Source organism: Klebsiella sp. PL-2018 (assembly GCF_019048985.1).
Taxonomy (GTDB): Bacteria; Pseudomonadota; Gammaproteobacteria; order Enterobacterales; family Enterobacteriaceae; genus Klebsiella; species Klebsiella michiganensis.
This window is the reverse complement of the sequence record NZ_CP077673.1, coordinates 3,094,369-3,120,812: the sequence shown is the minus strand read 5'-3', so window position 1 is coordinate 3,120,812 and position 26,444 is coordinate 3,094,369. Positions and strand designations below refer to the sequence as shown.

Here is a 26,444-nt window from a genome sequence, read left to right as displayed (position 1 = left end):
ATGGAAAATGTTTTGGTCTGCGCCAGGTTCTGACTACAATAGCCGCCATTTCGACCCCCTATAATGGATAACGACGAGCGTATGCGCCTGCAAAACCATCATCTTGAACTACTGAGTCCTGCCCGCGATGCCGGGATCGCCCGTGAAGCGATTTTACACGGCGCGGATGCGGTCTACATCGGCGGGCCGGGCTTTGGCGCGCGCCACAACGCCAGCAACAGCCTGAGCGATATCGCCGGTCTGGTACCGTTTGCCCATCGCTACGGCGCGAAAGTGTTCGTGACCCTGAACACCATTCTTCATGATGATGAGCTGGAGCCGGCGCAGCGCCTGATAACCGACCTGTATGAAACCGGCGTCGACGCGCTGATTGTCCAGGATATGGGGGTCATGGAGCTGGATATTCCGCCGATTGAGCTGCACGCCAGCACCCAGTGCGATATCCGCAGCGTTGAGAAAGCGAAATTTCTCTCCGACGTCGGCTTCAGCCAAATCGTGCTCGCCCGCGAGCTGAATCTTCAGCAGATCAAAGCGATTTACGATAACACCGACGCGACCATTGAGTTCTTCATCCACGGCGCGCTGTGCGTGGCCTATTCCGGCCAGTGCAATATTTCCCATGCTCAGACCGGGCGCAGCGCCAACCGCGGCGACTGCTCGCAGGCCTGCCGTCTGCCCTATACCCTGAAAGATGACCAGGGCCGCGTGGTGGCGTATGAAAAGCACCTGCTGTCGATGAAAGACAACGATCAGACCGCCAACCTGGCCGCGCTGATCGATGCCGGGGTACGTTCCTTCAAAATTGAAGGCCGCTACAAAGATATGAGCTATGTGAAGAACATCACCGCGCACTATCGCCAGATGCTCGACGCCATTATTGACGATCGCGGCGACCTGGCCCGCGCCTCGGCGGGGCGTACCGAACACTTCTTTGTTCCGTCAACGGATAAGACCTTCCATCGCGGCAGCACCGACTATTTTGTCAACGCGCGCAAAGGCGATATTGGCGCGTTTGACTCGCCAAAGTTTATTGGTCTGCCGGTGGGGGAAGTCCTGAAAGTCGGTAAAGATTTTCTCGACGTTGAGGTGAGCGAAACGCTGACCAACGGCGACGGCCTGAACGTGATGATCAAACGTGAAATCGTCGGCTTTCGCGCCAACACGGTGGAGAAAACCGGCGAAAACCGCTATCGCGTATGGCCGAACGAGATGCCCGCGGATTTACACAAAGTGCGTCCGCATCAGCCGTTAAACCGCAACCTCGATCATAACTGGCAGCAGGCGCTGCTGAAAACCTCCAGCGAGCGCCGCATCGCCGTCGATATCGAACTGAGCGGCTGGCAGGAGCAGCTGGTCCTGACGATGACCAGCGAAGAGGGCGTGAGCGTCACCCACACGCTGGACGGCGAGTTTGCCGAGGCGACCCAGGCGGAGAAAGCGCTGGCGAACCTGCGCGATGGCGTGGCGAAGCTCGGCCAGACCCTTTACTATTCGCGCAACGTTGAGATTAACCTGCCCGGCGCGCTGTTCGTGCCAAACAGTCTGCTGAACCAGCTGCGCCGTGAAACGGCGGAAATGCTTGATGATGCGCGTCTGAAGGCCGTGGTGCGCGGCAGCCGCAAGCCGGTTTCGGTGCCGCCGCCGGTCTATCCGGAAACGCATCTGTCGTTTCTGGCTAACGTCTACAACCACAAAGCGCGCGAGTTTTATCAACGTTACGGCGTCCAGCTGATCGACGCCGCCTATGAAGCTCATGAAGAGAAGGGCGACGTGCCGGTCATGATTACCAAGCACTGCCTGCGCTTTGCCTTCAACCTGTGTCCGAAACAGGCCAAAGGTTCGATTAAAAGCTGGAAAGCGACGCCAATGCAGCTGATCCACGGCGATGAAGTGCTGACGCTGAAGTTTGACTGCCGCCCATGCGAAATGCACGTGGTCGGTAAGATAAAAAACCATATCCTGAAAATGCCGCTGCCGGGCAGCATCGTGGCGTCCGTGAGTCCCGATGAGCTGATGAAAACCCTGCCGAAACGCAAGGGCGCCTGATAACGAAATCGCTACTGGTAGTGATGCATTTTTGGTTTCCGCGCATTCTGCCAGTGGTGCTGCTCGCGCAGATCGGAGGCGGCGTCTTCCGCCTGGCTGCGCAGCTCGTCGCTATCGGCTTCGTGCTGTAACTGCTGTTCGAGACTCTGTACCGGGAAGAAATCGTGTCCGTGCTGGCGGGCCAGCACGTGCCCGGAAAACAGGGCGCACGCCAGCAGTAATGTTGAAACGCTTCTTCTGAACATCTCTTTTTCCATGCTTTCGGCGAATGAGGCTACTATGCCAGGGGCTGGGTGAGCTTATTACGTCGGTTGTCAAAGAAGAGAAAAGGCTTTGTCAGCATCGCCTGACGGATGGCGAAAAAAAGCCCGATGGTGTCGCCATCGGGCCGAATAACATAACGTGACGGGCGGATCAGTCCTTCAGCCCGGCGGCCGTCATCAGCAGCCGAAATCCCATGCTTACCGCCGCCAGCGCCAGTACGCTGCCTCCCCACAGGACCACCATCCATAACGTGCGCTTAAGCCATACTCGTTGCATCAGTGATACCCCTCGCCGTGTTGAACTTTGCCGCGAAAAACGTAGTAGCTCCAGAAGGTGTAGCCGAGGATCACCGGCAGAATAAGCAGCGCGCCAACCAGCATAAAGCCCTGGCTTTGCGGCGGCGCGGCGGCCTGCCAGAGGGTGATGCCCGGTGGAATAATATACGGCCAGATACTGATCCCCAGCCCGCTAAAGCCGAGAAAGATCAGCCCCAGCGTGAGGACAAACGGCAGCAGGTGGCTGGCGCTGTTGCGCAGCGCTCGCCACAGCCAGGCGCTTATCGCCGCGACCAGCAGCGGTACCGGCAGCAGGAAGAAGAGATTTGGCAAGCTAAACCAGCGCTCGGCGATGGCCGTCTGCGCCAGCGGGGTCCAGATGCTGATGGCGACAATTACCGCCAGCAGCGCCAGCAGCAAACCGCGCGCGGTCACGCGCATATTGCGGTGGAGCGCATTCTCGCTCTTCATCACCAGCCAGCTGGCGCCCAGCAGCGCATACGCAATGCACAGTCCCAGGCCGCAGAACAGGGTAAACGGCGTAAACCAGTCAAACATCCCGCCGCTGAAGCTGCGGCCGCTGACCGCGAAGCCGTTGATCACCGCGCCGACGACCATCCCCTGGGTGAAGGTGGCCAGAATCGAACCGCCCATAAAGGCGCGATCCCAGAACGGGCGGTGCGATGGCGTCGCGTTAAAGCGGAATTCAAAAGCGACGCCGCGGAAAATAAGCCCGATCAGCATCAGGGTAAGGGGGATTGCCAGCGCGTCGATAATTACCGCATAGGCCAGCGGAAAAGCGCCAAACAGGCCCGCGCCGCCGAGCACCAGCCAGGTCTCATTGCCATCCCAGACCGGCGCGACGCTGTTCACCATGACGTCGCGATCCGCCGCGTCCCGCGTGGTACTGAATAAAATGCCAATGCCCAGGTCGAAGCCGTCCATCACGATATACATCAGGGTGGCGAAGACGATGATGACAAACCAAATAACCGATAAATCGATACCCATTACCAGGACTCCTTCTGCTGTACATGGTCCGTTGCGGCGGAAAGCGGGCGGGCAGGCGTACCGGCGCCAGGCGGCTGCGCGTCCTGCGGCCCTTTGCGAATCAGACGCAGCATATAGCTATAACCGACGCCGAATACCGAAGCGTAGACGACGATAAACGTCAGCAGACTGATGGACATATGCAGATCGCCGTGAGCGGAGACGGCATCTGCGGTACGCTGTACGCCGTAGACGACCCACGGCTGGCGGCCCACCTCGGTGGTCACCCAGCCCGCGAGGATAGCGATAAGCCCTGATGGCCCCATCCATAGCGCAAAGCGTAAAAAGGGTCGGGAGTGATAGAGGCGACCGCGATAGCGCAGCCACAGGGCCAGCGCGCCGAGCAGGATCATCAGCATGCCGAGACCGGCCATCAGACGGAAGGACCAGAACACGATGGTGGCGTTCGGGCGATCTTCCGCCGCGAACTCTTTCAGCGCGGGAACCTGTTTATCCAGGCTGTGGGTGAGGATCAGGCTGCCGAGGGCCGGGATCTCCAGACCATAGCGCGTCCGTTCCTGCTGCATATCCGGCCAGCCGAACAGCAGCAGCGGGGTGGGTTCTCCGGGGATATTCTCCCAGTGCCCCTCGATAGCGGCGATTTTCGCCGGCTGGTGCTTGAGCGTATTCAGCCCGTGCATATCGCCAATCATGGCCTGAACCGGGGCGACAATCAGCGTCATCCACAGCGCCATGGAGAACATCGCGCGAACGGCGGGCGTGTTGTTGCCGCGCAGCAGGTGCCAGGCTGCCGATGCGCCGACGAACAGCGCGCTGCTGAGAAAGGCCGCCACCGACATATGCAGCAGACGGTAGGGAAACGACGGGTTAAAGATAACCGCGAACCAGTCCACCGGCACCACCTGGCCATTGACGATCTCAAACCCCTGCGGCGTTTGCATCCAGCTATTGGACGCGAGGATCCAGAAGGTGGAGATTATCGTCCCCAGCGCCACCATGCAGGTGGCGAAGAAGTGCAGGCCCGGCCCGACGCGGTTCCAGCCGAACAGCATGACGCCGAGGAATCCGGCTTCAAGGAAGAAGGCGGTCAGAACTTCGTAGGTCAGCAGCGGGCCGGTTATGCTCCCGGCAAACTCGGAGAATCCGCTCCAGTTGGTACCAAACTGGTAGGCCATGACCAGACCTGAGACCACTCCCATGCCGAAGTTGACGGCGAAAATTTTCGACCAGAAGTGGTAGAGCGAGCGCCAGGTCGGGTTTTTCGTTTTTAACCATAAGCCTTCGAGAACCGCCAGGTAGCTGGCTAACCCGATGGTGATGGCGGGGAAGATGATATGAAATGACACGGTGAAGGCGAACTGGATCCGCGCCAGGTGGAATGCATCAAGACCGAACATGCAGAACTCCGCAATAAAATTGATTCAGCGCAATTCTAGGCCTCCACCATGGCGGTTAGCAGGAACAGAAACCCTGTTTTTATCTATAACAGTTATGGATTTGAGTTTCGGTTATCTTGTGATAAATCCTTTTTTCTAAAATCAAGCTATTTCACACCCGCGGATAGTATGTTATTTTAATTAGACGTTAGGGCTGCAAGTCAGCATTTAAACGTTCCTTTGGGTAAGCAATATTTATATATCTATTATAAATATAGATGTGCTGAATAATTCATAAATTGTGTATCAATCCTACAATAAAATAATTGATTGTTTTTACTGCACGCACGTATGCCTTCATTAACGCTGGTTTCGTATGCTGTGGGTTTTAATCTGGGATTTTAACTCAGCCTGATTTGAGCGCTGAGTTAAGGATATGTTTAATACATACCCGTAATTTTATGGGTTGTTATTGGATAGTGTATTTATTGATTATATTTTACAGAGGATGTGATTGTGTCGACTAATGGACTTCGTAGCTTATGTACTGTTTTGTTAATTATGACTTTTTTCTGGATACTGGTTGTTAGTGGGATGGTTATGCTATTTTAAATAATAGCTTATCGTTTAATCACCTGAGTTTATTCTGCATCAGGTGGATATATGAGCAATAAACGAATGGCTTAGCTCTAAGTAATTCGTGCTATCGCCAATGCCAATCTTTGTAAATAGGTCAGTATATAAATACTGGCCTATTTTATAAACTGATATACAATTGTGCTGACATTTTCTTGCGGATTGTTATATGAAAAAGTACCAGCAGCTGGCGCAGCAGATTACCGAACAGATTGGCCTTGGGGTGTGGTTACCCGGCGACCGGCTGCCCTCACTGCGTGAACAGGTGGTCAGCAGCGGGATGAGTTTCATGACCGTCAGCCACGCCTACCAGCTGCTGGAAAGCCAGGGCCGGATCATTGCCCGCCCGCAGTCCGGCTATTATGTCGCGCCGCAGCCGATCAAACAGCGCCAGCCTGAGCCGCCCGCCCAGGTGACGCGCGATGAGTCCGTTGATATCAACACCTACATTTTCGAGGTGCTGCAGGCCAGCCGTCAGGCGTCCATGCTGCCCTTTGCCTCCGCTTTTCCCGATCCGCGCCTGTTTCCGCTGCCGCAGCTTAACCGCTCTCTGGCGCAGGTCAGCAAAACCGCCACCGCCATGAGCGTGATTGAAAACCTGCCGCCGGGGAATGATGAACTCCGCCATGCCATTGCCCGCCGCTACGCGCTGCAGGGAATGAATATCTCGCCGGATGAAATCGTCATCACCGCCGGAGCGCTGGAGGCGTTGAACCTTAGCCTGCAGGCCGTTACTGAACCGGGCGATTGGGTCGTTGTGGAAAACCCCTGCTTCTACGGGGCGCTGCAGGCGCTGGAGAGGCTGCGCCTGAAGGCGCTGTCGGTGGCGACCGATGTCAAAGAGGGCATTGACCTCGACGCGCTGGAGCAGGCGTTGCAGAATTACCCGGTTAAAGCCTGCTGGCTGATGACCAACGGGCAAAATCCGCTCGGCTTTACCCTCAGCGCGGAGAAAAAAACGCAGCTGGTCGCGCTGCTGGCGCGCTACAAGGTGATGCTGATTGAAGATGATGTCTACAGCGAGCTCTATTTCGGCCGCGAGAAACCGCTGCCGGCAAAGTACTGGGATCGCGACGATATGACGCTGCACTGCAGCTCTTTTTCCAAGTGCCTGGTGCCCGGGTTCCGCATTGGTTGGGTGGCGGCGGGCAGGCACGCCCGACGCATTCAGCAGCTACAGCTGATGAGCACGCTCTCAACCAGTTCACCCATGCAGCTGGCGCTGGTGGATTACCTCTCGACCAAGCGCTATGACGCCCATTTGCGGCGTTTGCGCCGCCAGCTTGCCGAGCGCAAGCAGCTGGCCTGGCAGGCGCTGCTGCGCCATCTGCCCGCTGAGGTGAAAATCCATCATAGCGACAGCGGCTATTTTCTCTGGCTTGAGCTCCCCGCCGGGAGCGACGCGGGGGAGCTGAGCGCCCGCGCGCTGGCGTATAATATCAGCATTGCGCCGGGGAAAATGTTTTCCACCTCCGCCAGCTGGACCGCATTTTTTCGCTTTAATACCGCGTGGGGCTGGGGCGAAAGAGAGGAGCAGGGGGTTAAGCGGCTGGGCGAACTGATTCGCGAGATGCTGGCGTAGCTGGGATGGCGGTCCGCTTGCCCGGGCAGGGGAAGTTTATTGGCGCCCGGGCAAGCGCAGAATATCCCTGACCGGTCCGGCCGCCACCCGGCAAAAAACCGCGGCGGCAGAGAAAACGGTTTTTTCATTTATCCGGGGTTTTGTTTATATCCAGCGGTTATCACTTTCCTTAAAAATATGCCGCTGACGCAGGCTGAATATCATGCCCGTTATTATTGTTTCGCGGTAAACCATATGAAATTTGCATAGTCATATTAACTCGCTAACCGCTTGTCTATAATCCGCAAAGTCAGCCCGTGTCGCACGTTTTGTGCGTAATGCGCCCCTTGTCACAACCTGAATAAATTTCCCCGGGAGGCCATAGCGCGCCGTCTACTGTTATTAAGGGAGATATTTTTACGGCATGGCTGCCGCTCATTTTCTTGTGACAGGAGTAAGACCTGATGAGCAAAAAAATTGCCCGTGGCAGCCTTTGCATGCTGGGTATGGTATGCCTGACGGCGCAGGCCGCCGAGCCGCCGACATCTCTCGATAAAGGCGAAGGCCGTCTCGATATTATCGCCTGGCCGGGATATATCGAACGGGGACAGACCGATAAAAGCTACGACTGGGTAACCCAGTTTGAAAAAGAATCCGGCTGTCAGGTCAACGTCAAAACCGCCGCCACGTCCGACGAGATGGTCAGCCTGATGGCGAAAGGCGGTTATGACCTGGTCACCGCGTCCGGCGACGCCTCGCTGCGCCTGATTATGGGCAAGCGCGTGCAGCCGATTGACACCGCGCTGATCGCTAACTGGAAATCCCTCGACCCGCGCGTGGAAAATGGCGCGTGGTTCAACGTCAACGGTAAGGTTTACGGCACTCCCTACCAGTGGGGGCCGAACCTGCTAATGTACAACACGAAAACCTTGCCGACGCCGCCGGACAGCTGGAGCGTGGTGTTCGTCAAACAAAACCTGCCGGACGGTAAAACCAACCTGGGCCGCGTGCAGGCCTATGACGGGCCGATTTATATTGCCGATGCCGCGCTGTTCGTCAAAGCCACCCAGCCGCAGTTGGGCATCAGTGATCCCTATCAGCTTACCGAAGCGCAATATCAGGCGGTACTCAAGGTGCTGCGCGATCAGCACGCCCTGATTCATCGCTACTGGCACGATACCACCGTACAGATGAGCGATTTTAAAAACGAAGGTGTCGTGGCCTCCAGCGCCTGGCCCTATCAGGCCAACGGTCTGAAGGCGGAAGGTCAGCCGATTGCGACCGTTTTCCCGAAAGAGGGCGTCACCGGCTGGGCGGATACCACCATGCTGCATAGCGACGCGAAACACCCGGTTTGCGCCTATAAATGGATGAACTGGTCGCTGACGCCGAAAGTGCAGGGAGATGTCGCGGCCTGGTTTGGTTCGCTACCGGTGGTACCCGAGGGGTGCAAAGCCAGCGCGCTGCTGGGGGACAAAGGCTGCGAGACCAATGGTTACAACGAATTTGCCAAAATCGCGTTCTGGAAAACGCCGGTAGCGGAAGGCGGGAAATTTGTTCCCTATAGCCGCTGGACCCAGGATTACATTGCGATTATGGGCGGTCGTTAAGTCGCCGGAGGCGAAGAACATGCACGCGGTAGAGTTCGATAATGTTTCGCGGCTGTACGGCGACGTGCGGGCGGTGGACGGCGTCAGCATCGCCATTCGCGATGGCGAATTTTTCTCCATGCTGGGGCCCTCCGGCTCCGGCAAAACCACCTGCCTGCGCCTGATTGCCGGGTTTGAACAGCTTTCGGGCGGCGCCATTCGCATTTTTGGTAAAGCGGCCAGCGAACTGCCGCCGTGGCAGCGCGACGTGAATACGGTGTTCCAGGATTACGCGCTGTTTCCTCATATGTCGGTCCTCGATAATGTCGCCTACGGGCTGATGGTCAAAGGCGTCGGTAAGAAAGCGCGGCATGCCCGCGCGCTGGAGGCGCTGGAGAAGGTCGCGCTCGCGTTTGTCCACGCGCGCAGGCCATCGCAGCTTTCCGGCGGCCAGCGCCAGCGGGTGGCGATCGCCCGCGCGCTGGTGAATCAGCCGCGCGTCCTGCTGCTGGATGAGCCGCTCGGGGCGCTGGATTTAAAACTGCGTGAACAGATGCAGCTGGAGCTGAAGAAACTGCAGCAGGCGCTGGGCATTACCTTTATTTTTGTGACCCACGATCAGGGCGAAGCCCTGTCGATGTCCGATCGCGTGGCGGTGTTTAATAATGGGCGAATCGAACAGGTTGATGCGCCCCAGGACCTCTATTTGCGGCCTAAAACGGCGTTTGTGGCCGGCTTTGTCGGCACCGCCAACGTATTCAGCAGCGAGCAGGCGCACAAGCTGTGCGCGATGGCGGGAACGTGGTCGCTGCGCCCGGAACATATCCGGCTGAACGTTGCCGGGGAGATCCAGACGGAGGGCGTTGTGCAGGCGGTGCAGTATCAGGGGGCCGCGACCCGCGTCGAACTCAAGCTGGCGAACGGCGAGAAACTGTTGGTGAGCCAGGCGAATAGTGATGGTCATGCCGCGCTAAACGCGCCGCCGGTAGGGCAAACGGTGCTGGCTTCGTGGTCGCGAGCGGCGATGGTGCCGCTGGAGAGCGGAGGCTGATATGACGATGGCGATTCCGTCCGCCACCACCGGGCGCGTATCCGCGCTGTTCTGGCGTAAACCCTCGCTGGCCCTGTTTTTGCTTCTGCTTGGCCCGCTCATGTGGTTTGGCATTGTCTATCTGGGATCGTTGCTGACTCTGCTATGGCAAAGCTTTTACACCTTCGACGATTTCACCATGTCGGTCACTCACGACCTGACGCTGGCCAATCTGCAGGCGCTGTTTAACCCGGCGAACTACGACATCATTATTCGTACCCTGACGATGGCGCTGTCGGTGACCGTCGCCAGCGCGATTCTGGCCTTGCCTATGGCCTGGTACATGGCCCGCTATACCCGGGGCAAGATGAAGGCGTTTTTCTACATCGCCGTGATGCTGCCGATGTGGGCAAGCTATATCGTCAAAGCCTATGCATGGACGCTGCTGTTGGCGAAAGATGGCGTTGCGCAGTGGTTCCTGCGCCATCTTGGCCTGGAAAGCGTACTGAGCATGGTGCTGACGATTCCGGCGGTCGGCGGCAATACGTTATCGACGTCCGGACTGGGTCGCTTCCTGTTGTTCGTCTATATCTGGCTGCCGTTTATGATCCTGCCGGTGCAGGCCGCGCTGGAACGCCTGCCGCCATCATTGCTTCAGGCCTCTGCCGATCTGGGCGCTCGTCCGCGCCAGACCTTCCGCTACGTGGTGCTGCCGCTGGCGATTCCCGGCATTGCCGCAGGTTCGATTTTTACCTTCTCCCTGACGCTCGGCGATTTTATCGTACCGCAGCTGGTGGGGCCGCCGGGGTTCTTTATCGGCAATATGGTCTATTCCCAGCAGGGGGCGATTGGCAATATGCCCATGGCGGCGGCGTTTACCCTGGTGCCCATCGTGCTGATTGCCCTTTATCTGGCGTTTGTGAAACGTCTGGGAGCGTTTGATGCACTCTGAACGCGCACCGCTGCTCCTGAAAGTGGCAACCTGGGGAGGGGTGATCTTTCTCCATTTCCCGCTGCTGATTATCGCGCTCTATGCGTTTAATACCGAAGACGCCGCCTTCAGCTTTCCGCCACAGGGGCTGACGCTGCGCTGGTTTAGCGAGGCGGCGGGGCGCGGGGATATTATCGATGCCGTGACGTTGTCACTTAAAATCGCCGCGCTCTCCACCGCTATCGCTCTGCTACTTGGCACGCTGGCTGCAGGTGCGCTATGGCGCAGCACGTTTTTTGGCAAGAACGCCGTCTCGCTACTGCTGCTGTTGCCGATAGCACTGCCCGGCATCATCACCGGACTGGCGCTGCTCACTGCCTTCAAGGCCGTCAATCTGGAACCCGGATTGCTGACGATCGTCGTGGGGCATGCGACGTTCTGCGTCGTTGTGGTGTTTAACAACGTTATTGCCCGCTTCCGCCGGACCTCCTGGAGCCTGGTGGAGGCGTCGATGGACTTAGGCGCCACGGGCTGGCAAACCTTTCGCTATGTGGTGTTGCCCAATTTGGGCTCGGCGCTGCTGGCGGGAGGCATGCTGGCGTTTGCCCTGTCGTTTGATGAAATTATCGTCACCACGTTCACCGCCGGGCACGAGCGCACGCTGCCGCTCTGGCTGCTCAATCAGCTCGGACGCCCGCGCGATGTCCCGGTGACCAACGTGGTTGCGCTGCTGGTGATGCTGGTGACGATGATGCCGATTCTGGGGGCCTGGTGGCTCACCCGTGACGGCGACGTCAGCGCTGAAAACGGAAAGTAAAATATCGATACAGGATAATGCTATGCAAAATAACCTTTTAATTAACGGTAAGTTAGTGGCTGGAGAAGGCGAGACCGTGCCGGTGTTTAATCCCGCCACCGGTGATGAGATCCTGTCGATTGCTGAGGCCACGGCGGCGCAGGTAGACGCTGCGGTTGAGGCTGCGGATCGGGCCTTTGTTAGCTGGAGTCAGACCACGCCGAAGTTCCGCGCCGAATGTCTGTTGTCGCTGGCGGACGTGATTACTGAACATGCGCAGGCGCTGGCTGAGCTTGAATCGCTCAACTGCGGTAAGCCGCTGCACTGCGTGGTCAACGATGAGCTACCGGCGGTCGCCGATGTCTTCCGCTTCTTTGCCGGCGCGGCCCGCTGTCTGCCGGGCATGGCGGCGGGTGAGTATCTCGAAGGCCACACCTCCATGATTCGCCGCGACCCGGTTGGCGTGGTGGCCTCCATCGCGCCCTGGAACTACCCGCTGATGATGGCGGCATGGAAGCTGGCCCCGGCGCTGGCGGCAGGCAACTGCGTGGTGATCAAACCCTCGGAGATCACCCCTTTAACGGCACTCAAGCTGGGTGAGCTGGCAAAAGACGTTTTCCCCGCCGGGGTGCTTAATGTGCTGTTTGGCCGCGGCGCCACGGTCGGCGATCCGCTGACCGCTCACGCGAAGGTCCGCATGGTGTCGTTGACCGGTTCGATCGCCACCGGCGCGCATATCATCGGCCATACCGCATCGTCGATTAAACGTACGCATATGGAACTGGGCGGGAAAGCGCCGGTTATCGTCTTTGATGACGCGGATATCGACGCGGTGGTGGAGGGCGTACGGACCTTTGGGTTCTATAACGCCGGCCAGGACTGTACCGCCGCCTGCCGGATTTACGCCCAGGCCGGAATTTATGACCAGCTGGTGGAAAAACTCGGCGCCGCGGTCGCCAGCCTGAAGATGGGCCCGCCGGAAGACGAAACGACAGAGCTGGGGCCGCTGAGCTCGCAGGCGCATCTGGACAGAGTCTGCGCCGCCGTCGATGCCGCCCGCGCGCTAGCGCATATTCAGGTGGTCACCGGCGGCAGCAAAGGGCCAGGCAACGGTTACTACTATCAGCCGACGCTGCTGGCGGGAGCGAAGCAGGAAGATGCGATTGTCCAGCGCGAGGTCTTCGGCCCGGTGATCAGTATTACCTCATTTCATGACGAAGAACAGGCGCTGAGCTGGGCCAACGATTCGCAGTATGGTCTGGCTTCGTCGGTCTGGACCAGGGACGTCGGCAGGGCGCATCGCCTGAGCGCGCGTCTGCAGTATGGCTGCACCTGGGTTAACACCCATTTCATGCTGGTGAGCGAAATGCCGCACGGCGGGCAGAAGCTTTCGGGCTACGGCAAGGATATGTCGATGTACGGTCTGGAAGATTACACCACGATCCGGCACGTCATGATTAAGCACGGATAGGACGCGTTCGTGATAATCGCGAAGCGGACAGATTACCCTGCTAATAGTTAGTCATAGCAAAAAAAGCTAAAACGGAAGCGCTGGTTTATGAGAATATTCTCATGCCCCTTCAAGAGCTAAGCCATGATGAGTGCCGGAGATAAGCGCCGGATGGGGCTGGTACCCCCCAGGGTGCAGGATGCACCCTTAACGGGACACTGCAACGATTGATAATGATTCGTAAGCCCCTGCATGATATGCAGGGGCTTTTTGTTGTACGGTCGCTGCGGGTTTGTTACTGCGAGTGCGCCTGATATCGTAGCGTCATCAATTTATTACGTATCAGGTCATCTGGTTTTTCGAAAATGATTATCAGACTAACGTTTTGTTTTTTTGCTCGGTAAACTCGCCTGGCGACGTTCGCGAACATAGGAAAAAAGATTATAAATTGCAGCAATGAGTAAAATAAGCGCCACAATGAGAACGGCGATTCCTGACATGTACCACCTCAAAAATAAATGAGTAAAAAACAAGCTTCGCATAACTTGTGATTATGAATGTATGATTTTGTGCTAAATAACGCAAATGATATTTCTTATCATTTAAAACCTGGCGGGGATGTCTGGCTGTTTGCTGTCGTTGTAATCTATTGATGTATAAATAATTTCTAATTATGGGCTCATTCTACTGCAATCCTGGCTGCCCTGGAACCTGCTAATAATGATGATCGCATACCGGCATCGCGTCCAGGCGAGTATAAAGAACAGTAAACAATTCCCCACCGGTATGAAAAGCGCCTTTGTTTTTCACTGTACCGTTAAGCGTAGGTGGTCGTGCCGGGATGATATTAAGGTCCGGCATTAACCCTATTAATAATCATGTTATTGAACGCGGCAGATGAAATTATTATGCCTGCGATCGGCAATATAAATCCGGTGATATTTATTCGCGCGCGATAATCTTTAGATTCTGTGTAATAGTAATATTTATGTTAAATATTACGCATATCCAGGACGTGGATAAGAGAAAGGACGCAGGTTTGACTTTCTATAGCCGCTCATGCGAACATTCGGCGCAATTTGTTGCTTCGAAGTTGATATTGTTTTGAAAAAAATAGCGTGTTTCCTTTTTGTGGCCTGCGCCACGGCGATGCTTTACGGGAATTTTCCGGCCAAACAGATTATGGGCTGTGAAGAGCAGGGCGTCGCGGAACCGGTCTGCATGGCGGCCGCATGGGATAGTGAAAAAGTCGATCTTTTGCCGGCCTGGAATCCCGACGTCCAGAAGCTGATTACCGCGCAAAAGACCCTGTCTGCTGCGGAGCCGGGGTCTTTCAAATCGTAAAAAAGCAGCCTTCACGGGCTGCTTTTTTAGGTTTCATTGCTGAGTAAAATCGCTAAAACCAACCAAAACGAACGGATAACAGGCCGATAAGCGCAAGTGCCGCGCCGACATTTATCAGAAGGACGGTTTTGCTGGAAACATCCATAACGCCACCTTTATAAATAAGCCTCTACATTTATAGTACGAGCTCAAAGTTTGCGCTATCGGACAAAGACGAATCGGGCGTTTTTCTGAAATTAACCCTGTTACCTGTTTTAAAATACCATAATCTCTGACGCACTCTGGGGGTGCGAAAAGGCATCGCGGTCGGCGAAAATGCCAGTCAGGGAAGGAAGAAGAAAAATGACGTTATACCAGAAAATGCTGATTCTTTACGGAGTTATGGGCTTCATCTGCGCGGTAATCAGCTGGTTCTTAACGAAAGAGAGCCGCTGGATCCGCCTGCTGGCGGCGCTGTTGATTGGTGCGACATGGCCGTTCAGTTTTCCCATGGCGCTGCTGGTCTCCCTGTTTTGAAGGAAAAATCGATGGCTCACTCTTGGTTATGACTGTATAAAAAAACAGTCATCACTCACGGAGCCTTTTCGATGCTTAGTTTTTACTCTTCACAGGCTGGCGCTATAGTGCGCTGGCTCGACCTGCCCGGTCGCGGCGACCCTGTTGTTTTTATCCACGGCCTGGGCTGCGCCTCGACCTATGACTATCCGCGCGTTGCCGCCGACCCGGCGCTGGCCGGGCGGCGAATGATTCTTGTCGATTTACCCGGTTTCGGCTACAGCGATAAACCCGAGTCCTTCGGCTACCGTATTGGCGATCAGGCCGGGGTGGTGGTTGAGCTGCTGGACCGCTTAGGGCTTGAGCGCTGCTATCTTTATGGCCACAGCATGGGGGGCAGCGTCGCGATTGAAGCGGCCGAGCGGCTCGCCGGACGGGTGCGGGCGCTGCTGGTGGCCGAGCCTAATCTCTATCCCGGGGGCGGCATGTACAGCAGACGTATCGCCGAACAAACTGAAGAACGCTTTATTGCTCGCGGCTACGCCGACATGCTGTCCGCCGACGCTTCGCCTTGGGCCGGCTGTCTGCAAAACAGCGCCCCCTGGGCGGTATGGCGCGGCGCGACCAGCCTGGTGAAGGGCGTTAATCCCTCCTGGTTTAGCCGCTTTATCCACTTATCCTGTCCTAAGGCTCTGATATACGGTGAAGATTCGCTACCGGCCCGGGAAGCGACGGATAGCGAAGCCGCCGGGATCCCGCTGCTGGTGATACCCCAGGCCGGGCACTCAATGGCGTGGGAAAACCCATCGGCGCTGGCCCGTACGCTGGCCGATTTTTACTCCACCATAGAGGCAGAAGCCTGATTCGTGATCGCCGCATATAAAAAGAAACTATATTTCATTTATTTTGATATATGGTTTCTTTTATTCATGGCGAGCGTGAAATGCGAAAAATCACTATCCTGGGTATCTCGGCTTTACTCTTTACACCGCTGCTTCTGCAAGGGTGCGCGACGCAAACTCCGCGCGGGACGACCTCCCGTCCGCAGCTTACGGCGGCAGAAGCGGCAACCTTCACCATTGAGCGCTATTTTGCGCAAGGCGGCGCGTTAAGTGCCCCCGATGGCCCCTGGTCGCCATCGGCAGTTCACCTCCCGCAAACCGAGAGTGCGTGGCGCGTGGCACCCTCGGGAGCGCCGTTCACCCGCATTCAGCAGGCGGTTAACGCGGCAATAGACCAGCATGGGGCGCAGGAGGCGCGCATCTATATCCGCATCGAACCGGGCATCTATCGGGAGACGGTCTATATCCCTGAAGGCGCGCCGCCGATAACCCTCTACGGCGCCGGAGATAGTCCTGAAGAGGTGAGAATTGAGCTGGTAATAGACTCGCAGCTCTCGGTAGCGCGCTATCGCCAGCGGGTAAATAGCCAACAGCAATACCGCGAAGGCGATCCGGCATGGTATCAGTATGCGCTGTGCGCCGGGCGAACCAGCAAGACGATAGGCACCAACTGCGCGGCGGTGGTCTGGTCGCAAAGTGCGGATTTTCAGCTGCTGAATCTCAGCGTAGCCAATAGCCTGCTGGATACCGTCGACGGTGGGACTCATCAGGGCGTGGCGCTGCGGACGGACGGCGATCGCGTGCAGCTGGAGAACGTCCGCCTGCTCGGACGTCAGGACACGCTCTACGTAAATACCAGCAATCGGCGCAATGAGGCGGTAACCGACCGTATCAGCCGGGTATACGTGAAAGACAGCTACGTCGAAGGGGATGTGGACTACGTCTTTGGCCGGGCGAACGCCGTTTTTGATAACGTCCATTTTCACACCGTCTCAACGCGCCGCTCGCCCGAGGCATACGTGCTTGCGCCGAATACGTTGCCGGATAATCCATACGGCTTTCTGGTGAAGAATAGCCGCTTTACCGGTGACGGCGGCTATCAGGGCAACTTCAAGGCGAAGCTGGGCCGCGCCTGGGATCAGGGGGCGGGGAAGACCGGTTATTTAGCGGGTAAAACCGCTAACGGGCAGGTGCTTATTGCCAACAGTACTATCGATCAAAGCTACGATCGGCTTTCCCCCTGGGGCGCTGCGGCCACCACCGCCCGGCCGTTCCGCGGCAACACTTCCGCAGAACGGCAGCTTGATGATGTTGCCTTCAATCGCCTGTGGGAATTCAATAACCGCTGGCAGCCCTGAGGCTTAAAACGGGAGCTCGCGCGGGACCGTTTGCAGCGTTATCCAGCGTAGCTCGGTAAACTCGGCAATTCCCGCGCGGCCGCCAAAGCGGCCGTAGCCTGACGATTTGCAGCCGCCAAACGGCATTTGCGCTTCGTCGTGTACGGTGGGGCCGTTGATGTGGCAAATGCCGGTTTGCAGATTTTGCGCCAGGTTCCACGCCCTGGCGCTGTCCCGGCTGTATATCGCCGACGAGAGGCCATATTCGCTTTCATTGGCGACGGCCAGCGCTTCGGCTTCGTCCTTAACGCGAATAATCGATTTCACCGGACCGAACGACTCTTCATGCCAGATGCGCATTTCCCGGGTGACGCCATCAAGCAGGGTGGCGCGCATTTGCGTCGAATCGGATAGGCCGCCGGCCAGCAGGCGCGCCCCCTTCGCCAGCGCGTCCTCTATCAAGGCATTGCAGCGGGTGACGGTCTTCATGTCCACCACCGGGCCGAGCAGGCTGGCGGGCAGGGCGGCGGCGCGTCTGGCCAGCTGCGCCACAAACGCTTCCGCGACGGTCGCGTCAACGATGATGCGCTCGGTGGACATGCAGATTTGTCCGGCGTTGGCGAATGCGCCAAAAATTGCGCCTGCGGCGGCCTGTTCGAGATCGGCGTCATCCAGCACCAGCAGCGGCGCTTTGCCGCCGAGTTCCAGCACCGCGGGTTTCAGATGTTCGCCGCAGGTGCGGGCGATTATCCGTCCCACCGGCGTGGAGCCGGTGAAATTGATGCGGCGTACGGCGGGGTGGGCAATCAGTAACTCCACCAGCGCAGGCGCGTCGGCGGGGGCGCAGGTCAGATAATTGACCACGCCCGCGGGAAAGCCTGCCGCCGCCAGGGCATCGATAATCAGCCCCTGGGTCGCCGGTGAAAGCTCCGCGCCTTTGAGGATAACCGTATTTCCGCAGGCCAGCGGCGTGGCGATAGCGCGGGTCGCGAGGATTAATGGCGCGTTCCACGGTGCCATGCCAAGCACCACGCCTGCACCCTGGCGGATGCCCAACGCCAGGTTTCCCGGCACGTTGGAAGGGATCACCTGGCCCTCAATTTGCGTGGTCAGGGCGGCGGCTTCGCGCAGGATATCGGCGGCCAGATGAACGTTAAAACCGGCCCAGTGCGCGGTGGCTCCCGTCTCCGCCGCCATCGCGGCGATAAATTTCGCCTCACGACGCAGCATCTCTTCCGCTGCCTCCAGCAGGAGGCGTCGGCGCTCGGCGGGTACCGTATCGCGCCACTGCGGGAACGCCGCGCCGGCGGCAGCGGCGCAGCGGCGGGCGTCCGCCAGGCTGGCGGCGCTGGCAACGGAGGCGCGTTCGTGCGTGAGCGGATTATCGCGGGTAAAGGTGGCATGACCTTCAGCATCATGCCACTGGCCGTTGGTGTACAGATTGCAGGTTATTGTCATTATTGGCTTCTCCTGGCGTTACGATTTGCCGAGTGTATCGGGTTGCGCCGCCGCGCGGTGGCGGTCGGGCGGTTATCGCCCGCTTTTTTCGTAACTTTGCGCAGGGTTCACATTTATGAAGAAGTTCGATGACGCCAATTGAGAGGATGTTGAATTTATCGTCGAAAACGCGGTTTTTAGCATAACCTGATAGCAATTGATTATTTGCCGGTTGAATTCTCCTGTGCTGTTATTAAAGGACTTATAACAAATTCATAAGGCTTATAACCATGTCTACAGGGAAAACGTTTCTTGCGCTGGCGTTGAGCGCGCTACTGCCGGCGGCAGGCGCCTGGGCGGCGGGCAACGATACGCTGGTCTATTGTTCCGAAGCTTCGCCGGAATCTTTCAACCCGCAGATTGCCAGCTCGGGCCCATCTTTCGTCGCCAGTTCCCAGGTGCTTTATAACCGCCTGATAAACTTTGACCCGGTCAAAAATACGCCGATTCCCTCGCTGGCCACCGAATGGCGCGTCTCCCCGGACGGTAAAACCTGGACTTTCACCCTGCGTAAGGGCGTGCAGTTCAACAGCAACAAATACTTCAAGCCGACCCGTGATTTCAACGCCGATGACGTGCTGTTCTCGGTGCTGCGGCAGAAAGATGCCAGCCATCCGTACCATAATGTTTCCCAGGGACATTACGAATACTTCCACGACGTTGGGCTGGATAAGCTGATCAAAGACGTCAAAAAAATCGATGATTATCACGTGCAGTTTGTGCTGAACGAGCCGAACGCGGCGTTCCTCGCCGACTGGGGAATGGATTTTGCGTCGATTCTGTCTGCCGAATATGCCGATGCGATGCTGAAAAAAGGCACCCCGGAGTATGTCGATACCTGGCCTATTGGTACCGGACCCTACGCGCTGCAGCAATATAAAGCGGATTCGCTGATCCGCTATGTCGCTAACCCGCACTACTGGGACGGTGACGTGCCGACCAAACACCTGATTTTCTCGATCACACCGAACGTTGAGACGCGGCTTGCGAAGCTGCAAACCAATGAATGCCAGATTATCCCCGCGCCGTCGCCGGTACAGTTCCCGGTGATTAAGGGCAATAAAGATCTGGCGCTGCATGCGGTTGAGGCGCTCAACGTTGGCTATCTGGCCTTTAATACCGAGAAAAAGCCGTTTGATAACGTACTGGTGCGCCAGGCGCTGAACTACGCTACCGACAAGCAGGCAATCGTGAAAGCGGTCTTCCTGGACTCCGGCAGCGTCGCGAAATCGCCGATCCCCGCCAATATGCTGGGCTATAAGAAAGATCTGCCTGATTACGACTACGATCCGCAAAAAGCGAAAGATCTCCTTAAGCAGGCCGGGCTGGAAAAAGGGGCCGAGGTCACCCTGTGGTCGATGCCGGTGCAGCGGCCGTATAACCCCAATTCCCGACGTATTGCCGAGATGATTCAAAATGACTGGAGCAAGGTTGGGATCAAAGCCAAAATCGTTACTTATGAATGGGGTGAATACCTCGCCGGCATGCGCAAAGGCGAGCACGACAGCGCGCTGTTTGGCTGGATGTCTGATAATGGCGATCCGGATAACTTCGCCGGCACCCTGTTAAGCTGCGATAACATTAAAACCGGCTCTAACGTTGCCCGCTGGTGCGATAAATCCTACGATGCGCTGGTGAAAAAGGCTATCCTGGTCAGCGACCCGCAGGTGCGCGCCGGACTCTACGCTCAGGCGCAGGAGATTTTTCAGCAGCAGGCCCCCTGGATCACCCTGGCGACCGGTAACACCTTCTACGCGACGCGCAGCAACGTGAGCGGCTACAGCGTGAGCCTGATGGGCAGCGATTTTTCCAAAGTTAAACTCAATTAAGCCGGAAGGAGAGAAGCATGTCGCATCTGGATGAGGTCGTCGCGCGCGTGGACGCCGCGATTGCCGAAAGCGTTATTAGCCATATGAATGAACTGCTGATCGCGCTGAGCGATGACGCGGGGCTGGGGCGGGAAGAGCGCTACGTTCAGCAGCAGCGTTTGCGTAACGCCATCGCCCACCACGGCCGCCAGCAGCACGAGGAGCAGGAAGCTCGCCGGGAGCAGCTGACCCGCGGCGGCGAGATTCACTAGTTACGCCGCTAGAACTGGCGCCTGGCCACCAGCCAGGCGCCGATAACCAGCATCACCGCCCCGCAGAGCGGGCCAACCAGCGCGCGTAGCGGGACGTGGTGCGCGCGAATCAGATCTATCACTAAGCCCCCAACCAGCTGGCTGGCAATCAATACCGCAATCGTGGTTGCCGCCCCGACGTTCTGATAGCCGCTGATGCTGGCAAAGACAAAGAACGAGCCCAGCAGACCGGGAATGAGCGTCCACCACTTTACGCTGACCGCCAGCTCCTGAAACCCCGCCGCGCCGTGCTTAAGCAGCAGTATTGTCACAAAAATCACGATGCCGACCAGCGAGTTAAGCAGCATGGCGATCAGGATGGTCGATGCGGACTGGGTAATGCGCACCATCAGCGTGTTTTGCAGCACCAGCCCGACGCCAGCGGCGATTAAACAGGCCAGGGTCAGCGTTTGATTCATGCGCTGCCGTCCGGATCGCGGCGATCGTCAAGCTGCAGCTGCATAAAGGTCAGATCCAGCCAGCGGCCAAATTTCGTGCCGACCTGCGGCATATGCCCGGTGGTGATAAAGCCCAGCGTTTCATGCAGATGCAATGAAGCCTCGTTTTGCGCTTCAATGCCGGCGACCATGACGTGCTTATTCAGCCGTTTCGCCTCGGCGATGAGGGCGACGAGCAGGCTGCGGCCCAGCCCTTTCCCCTGATGATCGGGGTGGACATAGACGGAATGTTCGACGGTGTGGCGAAAGCCGTCAAAGGCGCGCCAGTCGCCGAAGGAGGAGTAACCGGTAATCACCCCGTTTTCTTCGCTCACCAGCACGGGATAACCGGCTATCTGCCGGGCTTCGAACCAGGCAATACGGTTGTCGGTATCGACGGTTTTGTCGTTCCAGATGGCGGCGGTATGGACGACCGCATGGTTGTAGATTTCAGCGATTGCCGCGCAATCGTCTTTGCTGGCATGGCGGATGCTCATGGTAACCCTCAGGCTTGTACACTATAGTAGTACGATATTATTACAATAATGTACGCAAGGCTGTCATCTGTTTTAGCCATAAATTTTTCCTCTGGCCGGCCGGGTCCGTTGTGTGCGATGACTGCGCGACCCTGGCTTGCCTTCGCAGAAACATCATTCGTATTTATATTTCATGATTGGAGGATTTATTAAATATATTACTGTTAATCTGCCGTCATATTTTACATTTTTATTTACCGGATTTGGATTTTCCTGACATGCAGAAAAGAAATTACTTTTATCATAAATCCTTGATTATATTGGTGATGATGTAAATCATTGTGATGGCAGTCCGCTTTTTATTTTCACCCAATAGAACTAGTCTAACCCCTGAAGATATATTTCGGTTAAGCAGAGTGCATGTCGAGAAGTTATTCAATGTGGCTCTGTTGGATTTTATATAACGATATTCTGTTTACACTATTATGCGTATTTATACGCAGGGAATGATTTTGCTAACAAGGGTGAAGCAATGGCGCGTACACAAAATATGAAGAAATTAATGCCGTCAATATTGGCAATGGCCATGGGGGCTATATTGGGCAATTCCGCTATGGCGGCTGAAACCACCGCGCTACAGGCAGCACCGGCTTATACCGCGACGCAGACTAAAGGGGAGACGCTGTGGAGCAATGACGATACGGCAATTGGTATTTTAGGATCCGTACGTTTAATGGCCAAAACGGACTCTAATCATACTCAGGAACATAATATACAGAATAATGACTCGCGGCTGGGGGTTGCCGTGCGGCATAATTTTGACCTGAACGGCCTGAGTAATTATGCCGTCGGTTATTATGAGACCGGCGTTCATGGTTTAGATTCCGCCACCGATGACCAGGGCAATGATGTTTATACCCGGCAGGCTTATGCCGGTATTGGCAATGACCGCTATGGCGTGGTGACCTTCGGCAAACAGTATGCTCCCACGGACTGGGGGCTGGGTATTGATACGACTTATGCCTGGGGCGGTAAAGCGAAACATGATACCGCCGGAATGTCGACGGATATTATTAATTCCGCGGCAATCTATTATTACAATGATAAAAATATGACGATTGGCGTCATGGGGCAAGGCAATGACAACGTCGACAGCATCGGCTTTGCGGCCTACGGCGATGGGCCGAACCTGCATGATGCTTACCGCGATGGTTCAGCCACCGTTCACGGCGGCGCCGCGGTTGCCGCGCAGTACCGTTGGGATAACGGCTTCTCCGTCTCCAGCGCGGTGGCGTATAACAATTACACGGTAAATAGCGGGTCAGTCAGCGGCTGCCAGAATTTTGGCCCGAATGGCCACTGTTTTAATTACACCGATAATAACGGCGATGCCTATGACGGCAATACTTATAGCATGGGCATGAACGCGAAATATACGACAAGCGTTGGCGATCATGCCTGGTATAACGGCGCGGAAGTGACTTATTACCTCAATAAAGTGAATGATGTTACAGCGGCGACCAGCGGCCATTACGAACATAATAACCAGCAGGGGGATGACCAGGAAACGGTTCTCGGTCTGGAATATGACTCGCAATTTAAAATCACCCCGGCCTGGAGCGTCTACGTTGATTTTAACTGGTCGCAGGGCGGCGATGCGATGGAGGGACAGCACTTCCAGTCGACGGTATTGGGTACCGATTACTGGCTGGGGAAAAACGCGGTGACTTATCTTGAATACGGCTACGAAAAAGCCTGGGGCAACGATAATGAAGCGTGGAATATTGACGACAATCTCGGCGCAGTGGGGCTGCGCGTCTTTATCTGACGGGCATTTTCTTTTCATTTATGGTCTTGAGGGTGCTTTAGTTTACGGATTGCATCCTTTTCTGCCTTGCCCGGCGGTGTATTACGCCGGGCCTTTTCACGATAATCGCCGCTATCGGCGTCTGGTTGTAGAAACAGTAGGGCTACACTATAGTGTCACGTTATGAATACTATAGAAGACAACCTCAACCAGCGCATCAGCGCACGCATCCGAATCGAGCGGGAATCCCGCGGCTGGTCGCTCAGCGAACTCGCCGAGCGGGCTGGGGCGTCGCGGGCGATGATCCACAAGATCGAGCGCGGCGAAAGCAGCCCGACGGCGTCGATGCTTGGACGACTTTCCGGCGCCTTCGGCATTAGCATGTCGACGCTGATCGCCAGGGCGGAGATGCAGGAAGGCAAGCTGCTGCGTTTTGCTCATCAGCCGGTGTGGCACGATCCGCAGAGCCACTATCTTCGGCGTCACGTTTCCCCGCGTAGCGACCTGCCTATCGATCTGGTGCAGGTGGAACTTCCGGCTGGCAGCGACGTTCCTATGCCCGCGTCATCCTATGCGCTGGCCCGGCAGCTCATCTGGCTACAGCAGGGCGAACTGGTCTTTCTCGAAGGCAACGCGCGCCACGAAATGCAGGCGGGGGATTGCCTGGAGCTCGGGCCGCCGAACGACTGCCGCTTTATTAATGAAACCACGCAGCCCTGCATCTATCTGGTGGTCCGGCTCAATCAATCTGCCTCATAATGTCAATGCGCGTTGCCGGGAAAGCAGCTAGCCTCAATACAGACTTGTCAAAAGAGGAGTTTGTTATGGCTTTCAATCCGCAACGCCACCGCCGCTGGCTGCTGGCATCCCGTCCGCACGGCGAGCCGACCGGGGAAAACTTCCGCCTGGAAGAGGGTGAGGTCGCTTCTCCCGGGCCGGGACAGCTACTGCTGCGCACCGTCTTTCTGTCTTTAGATCCCTATATGCGCGGGCGGATGAGCGACGCGCCTTCCTATTCGCCGCCGGTCGCCGTTGGCGCGGTGATGGTGGGCGGCACCGTGAGCCGCGTCGTGACATCGAACCATGATGATTATCAGCCCGGCGACTGGGTGCTGGGGTACGGCGGCTGGCAGGATTATGAACTCTCCGACGGCAGCGGGCTGGTGAAGTTAGGCGAGAGCCCGGAACACCCTTCCTGGGCGTTGGGGATCCTCGGCATGCCGGGTTTTACGGCCTATATGGGGCTGCTGGATATTGGTCAGCCGAAAGCGGGCGAAACGCTGGTGGTCGCCGCCGCCACCGGGCCGGTTGGCGCAACGGTCGGACAGATTGCGAAGCTGAAAGGCTGCCGTACGGTGGGCATCGCGGGCGGCAGCGAGAAGTGCCGCTATGCGGTAGAAACCCTCGGCTTCGACGCCTGCATCGATCACCGCGCGCCCGATTTCGCCGTCAAACTGCTTGAAGCCTGCCCGCAGGGGATCGATATCTACTATGAGAACGTCGGTGGGAAAGTGTTTGATGAAGTACTACCGCTGCTGAACACCTCGGCCCGCGTGCCGGTTTGCGGCCTGGTCAGCGGCTACAATGCCACCGCGCTGCCCGACGGCCCGGATCGTTTACCGCTGCTGATGGCGACAATCCTCAAAAAACGCATCCGTATGCAGGGCTTTATTATCGGCCAGGATTACGGGCACCGGATTGCCGAGTTCCAGCAGGAGATGGGGCGCTGGGTGCAGGCAGGGAAAATCAAATACCGCGAGCAGGTGGTTGACGGCCTGGAGAACGCGCCGCAGGCGCTCATCGGTCTGCTGAAGGGCGAGAACTTCGGTAAAGTGGTGGTTCGCGTCTCTCCTGACGAGTAGCTTTTTCCCGGCAGGCATCGCGCCTGCCGGTTTTATGATGATTTACGCGTAAAACGCCAGCCGCTCCGCCAGCAGGTCAACAAACGCCTGGCGATCGACATCGAGCATCACCGTTGCGTTCGGCTTCCTGCCGGTCAGATTGTAGAAATCGACCACGGTCATTCCCTGGGTATATTTCCCCTGCGTTTCCACGCCGACCCAGCGTTCAACGGTGGTAAACATCTCCGGCTTCAGCAGCCAGGCAATGGTGCACGGGTCGTGCAGCGGCGCGCCGACAAAGCCCCATTTCTCATCCTTATGGTACTCAAGGAAGAAGTCGAGCAGTTCGGCGACGATGGTGGATATCGGGTTGCCAATGCGGCGGAAGCGCTCAATATCCTCAACGTGAATTTGCGCTTTATGGGTGACGTCTAACCCGGCCATCACCACCGGAATGCCGGACTGGAAAACGATCTCCGCCGCTTCCGGGTCGACGTAGATATTAAACTCGACCGCCGGCTGCCAGTTACCCAGCACCATCGCACCGCCCATTATCACGATGCGGGCAATTTTGGCATGCAGTTCAGGGTGGCTGTTGAGCAGCAGGGCGACGTTGGTTTGCGGGCCGGTTGCGACGATGGTGACCGGCTCGGCGCTGTCGCGCAGGGTTTTGGCCATCAGCTCGACGGCGGTGCACGTCTGGGCGGCAAAGCCCGGTTCCGGCAGCGCCGGACCGTCAAGACCGCTCTCGCCATGCACGTTATCGGCGATAATCAGCTCCCGCATCAACGGCTTGAGCGCGCCGCCGGCTACCGGAATATCCGGGCGCTTAAGCAGGGTGAGCATCCGCAGGACGTTGCGCAGGGTTTTGTCCGGGGTCTGATTTCCCGCGGAAGAGGTGACGGCTTTAACATTGAGTTCGGGTGAGGCGAGGGCAAGAACGAGGGCAATCGCGTCATCATGACCCGGATCGCAATCGATAATCACTGGCAGTGCCATAGCAGCTCCTTGTTGGCGTTATTTTGTGACAAGGGTAACGCCGTAAAGCGGTATAGACGAGGCTTAGCGCAGGATAGTGTGATGACGTGCACGATTGAGCGCCGATATCGCGCGACGCCTTGCCAATCTATCTGCCTGATCCTTGCGCAATCAGGGGGTAGCCATGCGGTGGCGCAAAAAGTCGCTTCTCGCGGAGGCCTATAATGATAAAACGACTCAACCATACAAATATTCATGGTTTGCTTTCCGCCAACGGATTCTTATTCTAAAGAAAACTTCAAGAGG

The 26,444-nt window shown here is 56.9% G+C and carries 26 protein-coding genes; 16 read left to right on the top strand and 10 right to left on the bottom strand.

What is annotated here, in order from left to right; translation table 11 throughout:
• Positions 1 to 81: 81 nt before the first annotated feature.
• Complete coding sequence (locus tag MKleb_RS14480; protein ID WP_032693487.1) at positions 82 to 2,046, top strand: peptidase U32 family protein; 1,965 nt, start codon at positions 82 to 84, stop codon at positions 2,044 to 2,046.
• Between the two features lie 11 nt (positions 2,047 to 2,057).
• Here MKleb_RS14480 and MKleb_RS14475 read toward each other — a convergent pair whose 3' ends face one another.
• The 4 genes from MKleb_RS14475 to MKleb_RS14460 form a co-directional block, all read right to left on the bottom strand.
• Complete coding sequence (locus MKleb_RS14475) at positions 2,058 to 2,291, bottom strand: DUF2554 family protein (protein ID WP_004850586.1); 234 nt, start codon at positions 2,289 to 2,291, stop codon at positions 2,058 to 2,060.
• A gap of 169 nt (positions 2,292 to 2,460) precedes the next feature.
• On the bottom strand, positions 2,461 to 2,586 hold the full coding sequence (locus MKleb_RS14470) for a DUF2474 domain-containing protein (RefSeq protein WP_064572360.1): 126 nt from the start codon (positions 2,584 to 2,586) through the stop codon (positions 2,461 to 2,463).
• Positions 2,586 to 3,596, bottom strand: a complete 1,011-nt coding sequence (gene cydB / locus MKleb_RS14465) for a cytochrome d ubiquinol oxidase subunit II (protein WP_004850589.1) — start codon at positions 3,594 to 3,596, stop codon at positions 2,586 to 2,588. The genes MKleb_RS14470 and cydB overlap by 1 nt, the downstream gene beginning before the upstream one ends.
• Positions 3,596 to 4,993, bottom strand: coding sequence for a cytochrome ubiquinol oxidase subunit I (locus MKleb_RS14460; protein ID WP_014229228.1), 1,398 nt, complete (start codon positions 4,991 to 4,993; stop codon positions 3,596 to 3,598). Before MKleb_RS14460 ends, cydB begins: the two co-directional genes overlap by 1 nt.
• Positions 4,994 to 5,777: 784 nt before the next feature.
• Between MKleb_RS14460 and MKleb_RS14455 the strand changes: the two genes are divergently transcribed.
• The 6 genes from MKleb_RS14455 (at position 5,778) to patD (ending at position 12,986) form a co-directional block, all read left to right on the top strand.
• Positions 5,778 to 7,190, top strand: a complete 1,413-nt coding sequence (locus MKleb_RS14455) for an aminotransferase-like domain-containing protein (RefSeq protein ID WP_004850592.1) — start codon at positions 5,778 to 5,780, stop codon at positions 7,188 to 7,190.
• 443 nt (positions 7,191 to 7,633) lie between these two features.
• Positions 7,634 to 8,779 carry a putative ABC transporter substrate-binding protein YdcS gene (ydcS, locus tag MKleb_RS14450; RefSeq protein ID WP_025107894.1) on the top strand — a complete coding sequence of 382 codons (1,146 nt, stop codon included), beginning with the start codon at positions 7,634 to 7,636 and terminating at the stop codon, positions 8,777 to 8,779.
• A 19-nt stretch (positions 8,780 to 8,798) separates the two neighbouring features.
• Complete coding sequence (locus tag MKleb_RS14445) at positions 8,799 to 9,809, top strand: ABC transporter ATP-binding protein (RefSeq protein WP_014229231.1); 1,011 nt, start codon at positions 8,799 to 8,801, stop codon at positions 9,807 to 9,809.
• Between the two features lies 1 nt (position 9,810).
• Positions 9,811 to 10,740, top strand: a complete 930-nt coding sequence (locus MKleb_RS14440; protein ID WP_025107893.1) for an ABC transporter permease — start codon at positions 9,811 to 9,813, stop codon at positions 10,738 to 10,740.
• Positions 10,730 to 11,536, top strand: a complete 807-nt coding sequence (locus tag MKleb_RS14435; protein ID WP_004850598.1) for an ABC transporter permease — start codon at positions 10,730 to 10,732, stop codon at positions 11,534 to 11,536. The genes MKleb_RS14440 and MKleb_RS14435 overlap by 11 nt, the downstream gene beginning before the upstream one ends.
• 22 nt (positions 11,537 to 11,558) lie before the next feature.
• Complete coding sequence (patD, locus tag MKleb_RS14430) at positions 11,559 to 12,986, top strand: aminobutyraldehyde dehydrogenase (protein ID WP_025107892.1); 1,428 nt, start codon at positions 11,559 to 11,561, stop codon at positions 12,984 to 12,986.
• Between the two features lie 356 nt (positions 12,987 to 13,342).
• Here the strand turns inward: patD and MKleb_RS14425 are convergent, their stop codons facing one another.
• A complete protein-coding gene (locus MKleb_RS14425) occupies positions 13,343 to 13,465 on the bottom strand; it encodes a small membrane protein (protein ID WP_004138919.1) in 123 nt (40 codons plus the stop codon).
• Between the two features lie 559 nt (positions 13,466 to 14,024).
• On the opposite strand from MKleb_RS14425, the gene MKleb_RS14420 reads away from it, so the two are divergent.
• Positions 14,025 to 14,309 (top strand): hypothetical protein, encoded by a 285-nt coding sequence (locus tag MKleb_RS14420; protein WP_014229236.1) that lies wholly within the window; start codon positions 14,025 to 14,027, stop codon positions 14,307 to 14,309.
• A gap of 52 nt (positions 14,310 to 14,361) precedes the next feature.
• On the opposite strand, the gene yncL is transcribed toward MKleb_RS14420, so the two are convergent.
• Positions 14,362 to 14,454, bottom strand: a complete 93-nt coding sequence (gene yncL / locus MKleb_RS14415) for a stress response membrane protein YncL (protein ID WP_004101822.1) — start codon at positions 14,452 to 14,454, stop codon at positions 14,362 to 14,364.
• Between the two features lie 197 nt (positions 14,455 to 14,651).
• Here yncL and MKleb_RS14410 point away from each other — a divergent pair, with 197 nt between their 5' ends.
• The 3 genes from MKleb_RS14410 to MKleb_RS14400 all read left to right on the top strand — a co-directional run bounded on the left by MKleb_RS14410 (position 14,652) and on the right by MKleb_RS14400 (position 17,004).
• Positions 14,652 to 14,825 (top strand): GhoT/OrtT family toxin, encoded by a 174-nt coding sequence (locus MKleb_RS14410; RefSeq protein ID WP_217075949.1) that lies wholly within the window; start codon positions 14,652 to 14,654, stop codon positions 14,823 to 14,825.
• A 71-nt stretch (positions 14,826 to 14,896) separates the two neighbouring features.
• A complete protein-coding gene (locus tag MKleb_RS14405) occupies positions 14,897 to 15,667 on the top strand; it encodes an alpha/beta fold hydrolase (RefSeq protein WP_025107890.1) in 771 nt (256 codons plus the stop codon).
• A gap of 80 nt (positions 15,668 to 15,747) precedes the next feature.
• On the top strand, positions 15,748 to 17,004 hold the full coding sequence (locus tag MKleb_RS14400) for a putative acyl-CoA thioester hydrolase (protein WP_217075948.1): 1,257 nt from the start codon (positions 15,748 to 15,750) through the stop codon (positions 17,002 to 17,004).
• Between the two features lie 3 nt (positions 17,005 to 17,007).
• Here the strand turns inward: MKleb_RS14400 and MKleb_RS14395 are convergent, their stop codons facing one another.
• Positions 17,008 to 18,441, bottom strand: a complete 1,434-nt coding sequence (locus MKleb_RS14395; RefSeq protein WP_025107888.1) for an aldehyde dehydrogenase — start codon at positions 18,439 to 18,441, stop codon at positions 17,008 to 17,010.
• Positions 18,442 to 18,710: 269 nt separating this feature from the next.
• Between MKleb_RS14395 and MKleb_RS14390 the strand changes: the two genes are divergently transcribed.
• Positions 18,711 to 20,309, top strand: coding sequence for an ABC transporter substrate-binding protein (locus tag MKleb_RS14390; RefSeq protein WP_025107887.1), 1,599 nt, complete (start codon positions 18,711 to 18,713; stop codon positions 20,307 to 20,309).
• A 17-nt stretch (positions 20,310 to 20,326) separates the two neighbouring features.
• The gene (locus tag MKleb_RS14385; RefSeq protein ID WP_014229241.1) at positions 20,327 to 20,560 is read left to right on the top strand and encodes a DUF2526 family protein; all 234 of its coding nucleotides are present in this window, start codon (positions 20,327 to 20,329) and stop codon (positions 20,558 to 20,560) included.
• Between the two features lie 8 nt (positions 20,561 to 20,568).
• On the opposite strand, the gene MKleb_RS14380 is transcribed toward MKleb_RS14385, so the two are convergent.
• Both MKleb_RS14380 and MKleb_RS14375 read right to left on the bottom strand, forming a co-directional pair.
• On the bottom strand, positions 20,569 to 21,018 hold the full coding sequence (locus tag MKleb_RS14380; protein WP_025107886.1) for a DMT family transporter: 450 nt from the start codon (positions 21,016 to 21,018) through the stop codon (positions 20,569 to 20,571).
• Complete coding sequence (locus MKleb_RS14375) at positions 21,015 to 21,533, bottom strand: GNAT family N-acetyltransferase (protein ID WP_025107885.1); 519 nt, start codon at positions 21,531 to 21,533, stop codon at positions 21,015 to 21,017. Before MKleb_RS14375 ends, MKleb_RS14380 begins: the two co-directional genes overlap by 4 nt.
• A gap of 511 nt (positions 21,534 to 22,044) precedes the next feature.
• On the opposite strand from MKleb_RS14375, the gene MKleb_RS14370 reads away from it, so the two are divergent.
• The 3 genes from MKleb_RS14370 (at position 22,045) to MKleb_RS14360 (ending at position 25,181) form a co-directional block, all read left to right on the top strand.
• Complete coding sequence (locus MKleb_RS14370) at positions 22,045 to 23,340, top strand: porin (RefSeq protein WP_025107884.1); 1,296 nt, start codon at positions 22,045 to 22,047, stop codon at positions 23,338 to 23,340.
• Positions 23,341 to 23,502: 162 nt separating this feature from the next.
• Positions 23,503 to 24,078 carry a helix-turn-helix domain-containing protein gene (locus MKleb_RS14365; RefSeq protein WP_025107883.1) on the top strand — a complete coding sequence of 192 codons (576 nt, stop codon included), beginning with the start codon at positions 23,503 to 23,505 and terminating at the stop codon, positions 24,076 to 24,078.
• A 65-nt stretch (positions 24,079 to 24,143) separates the two neighbouring features.
• Positions 24,144 to 25,181 carry an NADP-dependent oxidoreductase gene (locus tag MKleb_RS14360; protein WP_025107882.1) on the top strand — a complete coding sequence of 346 codons (1,038 nt, stop codon included), beginning with the start codon at positions 24,144 to 24,146 and terminating at the stop codon, positions 25,179 to 25,181.
• A gap of 42 nt (positions 25,182 to 25,223) precedes the next feature.
• Here the strand turns inward: MKleb_RS14360 and rihA are convergent, their stop codons facing one another.
• Complete coding sequence (rihA, locus tag MKleb_RS14355; protein ID WP_025107881.1) at positions 25,224 to 26,159, bottom strand: pyrimidine-specific ribonucleoside hydrolase RihA; 936 nt, start codon at positions 26,157 to 26,159, stop codon at positions 25,224 to 25,226.
• Positions 26,160 to 26,444 lie beyond the last annotated feature (285 nt).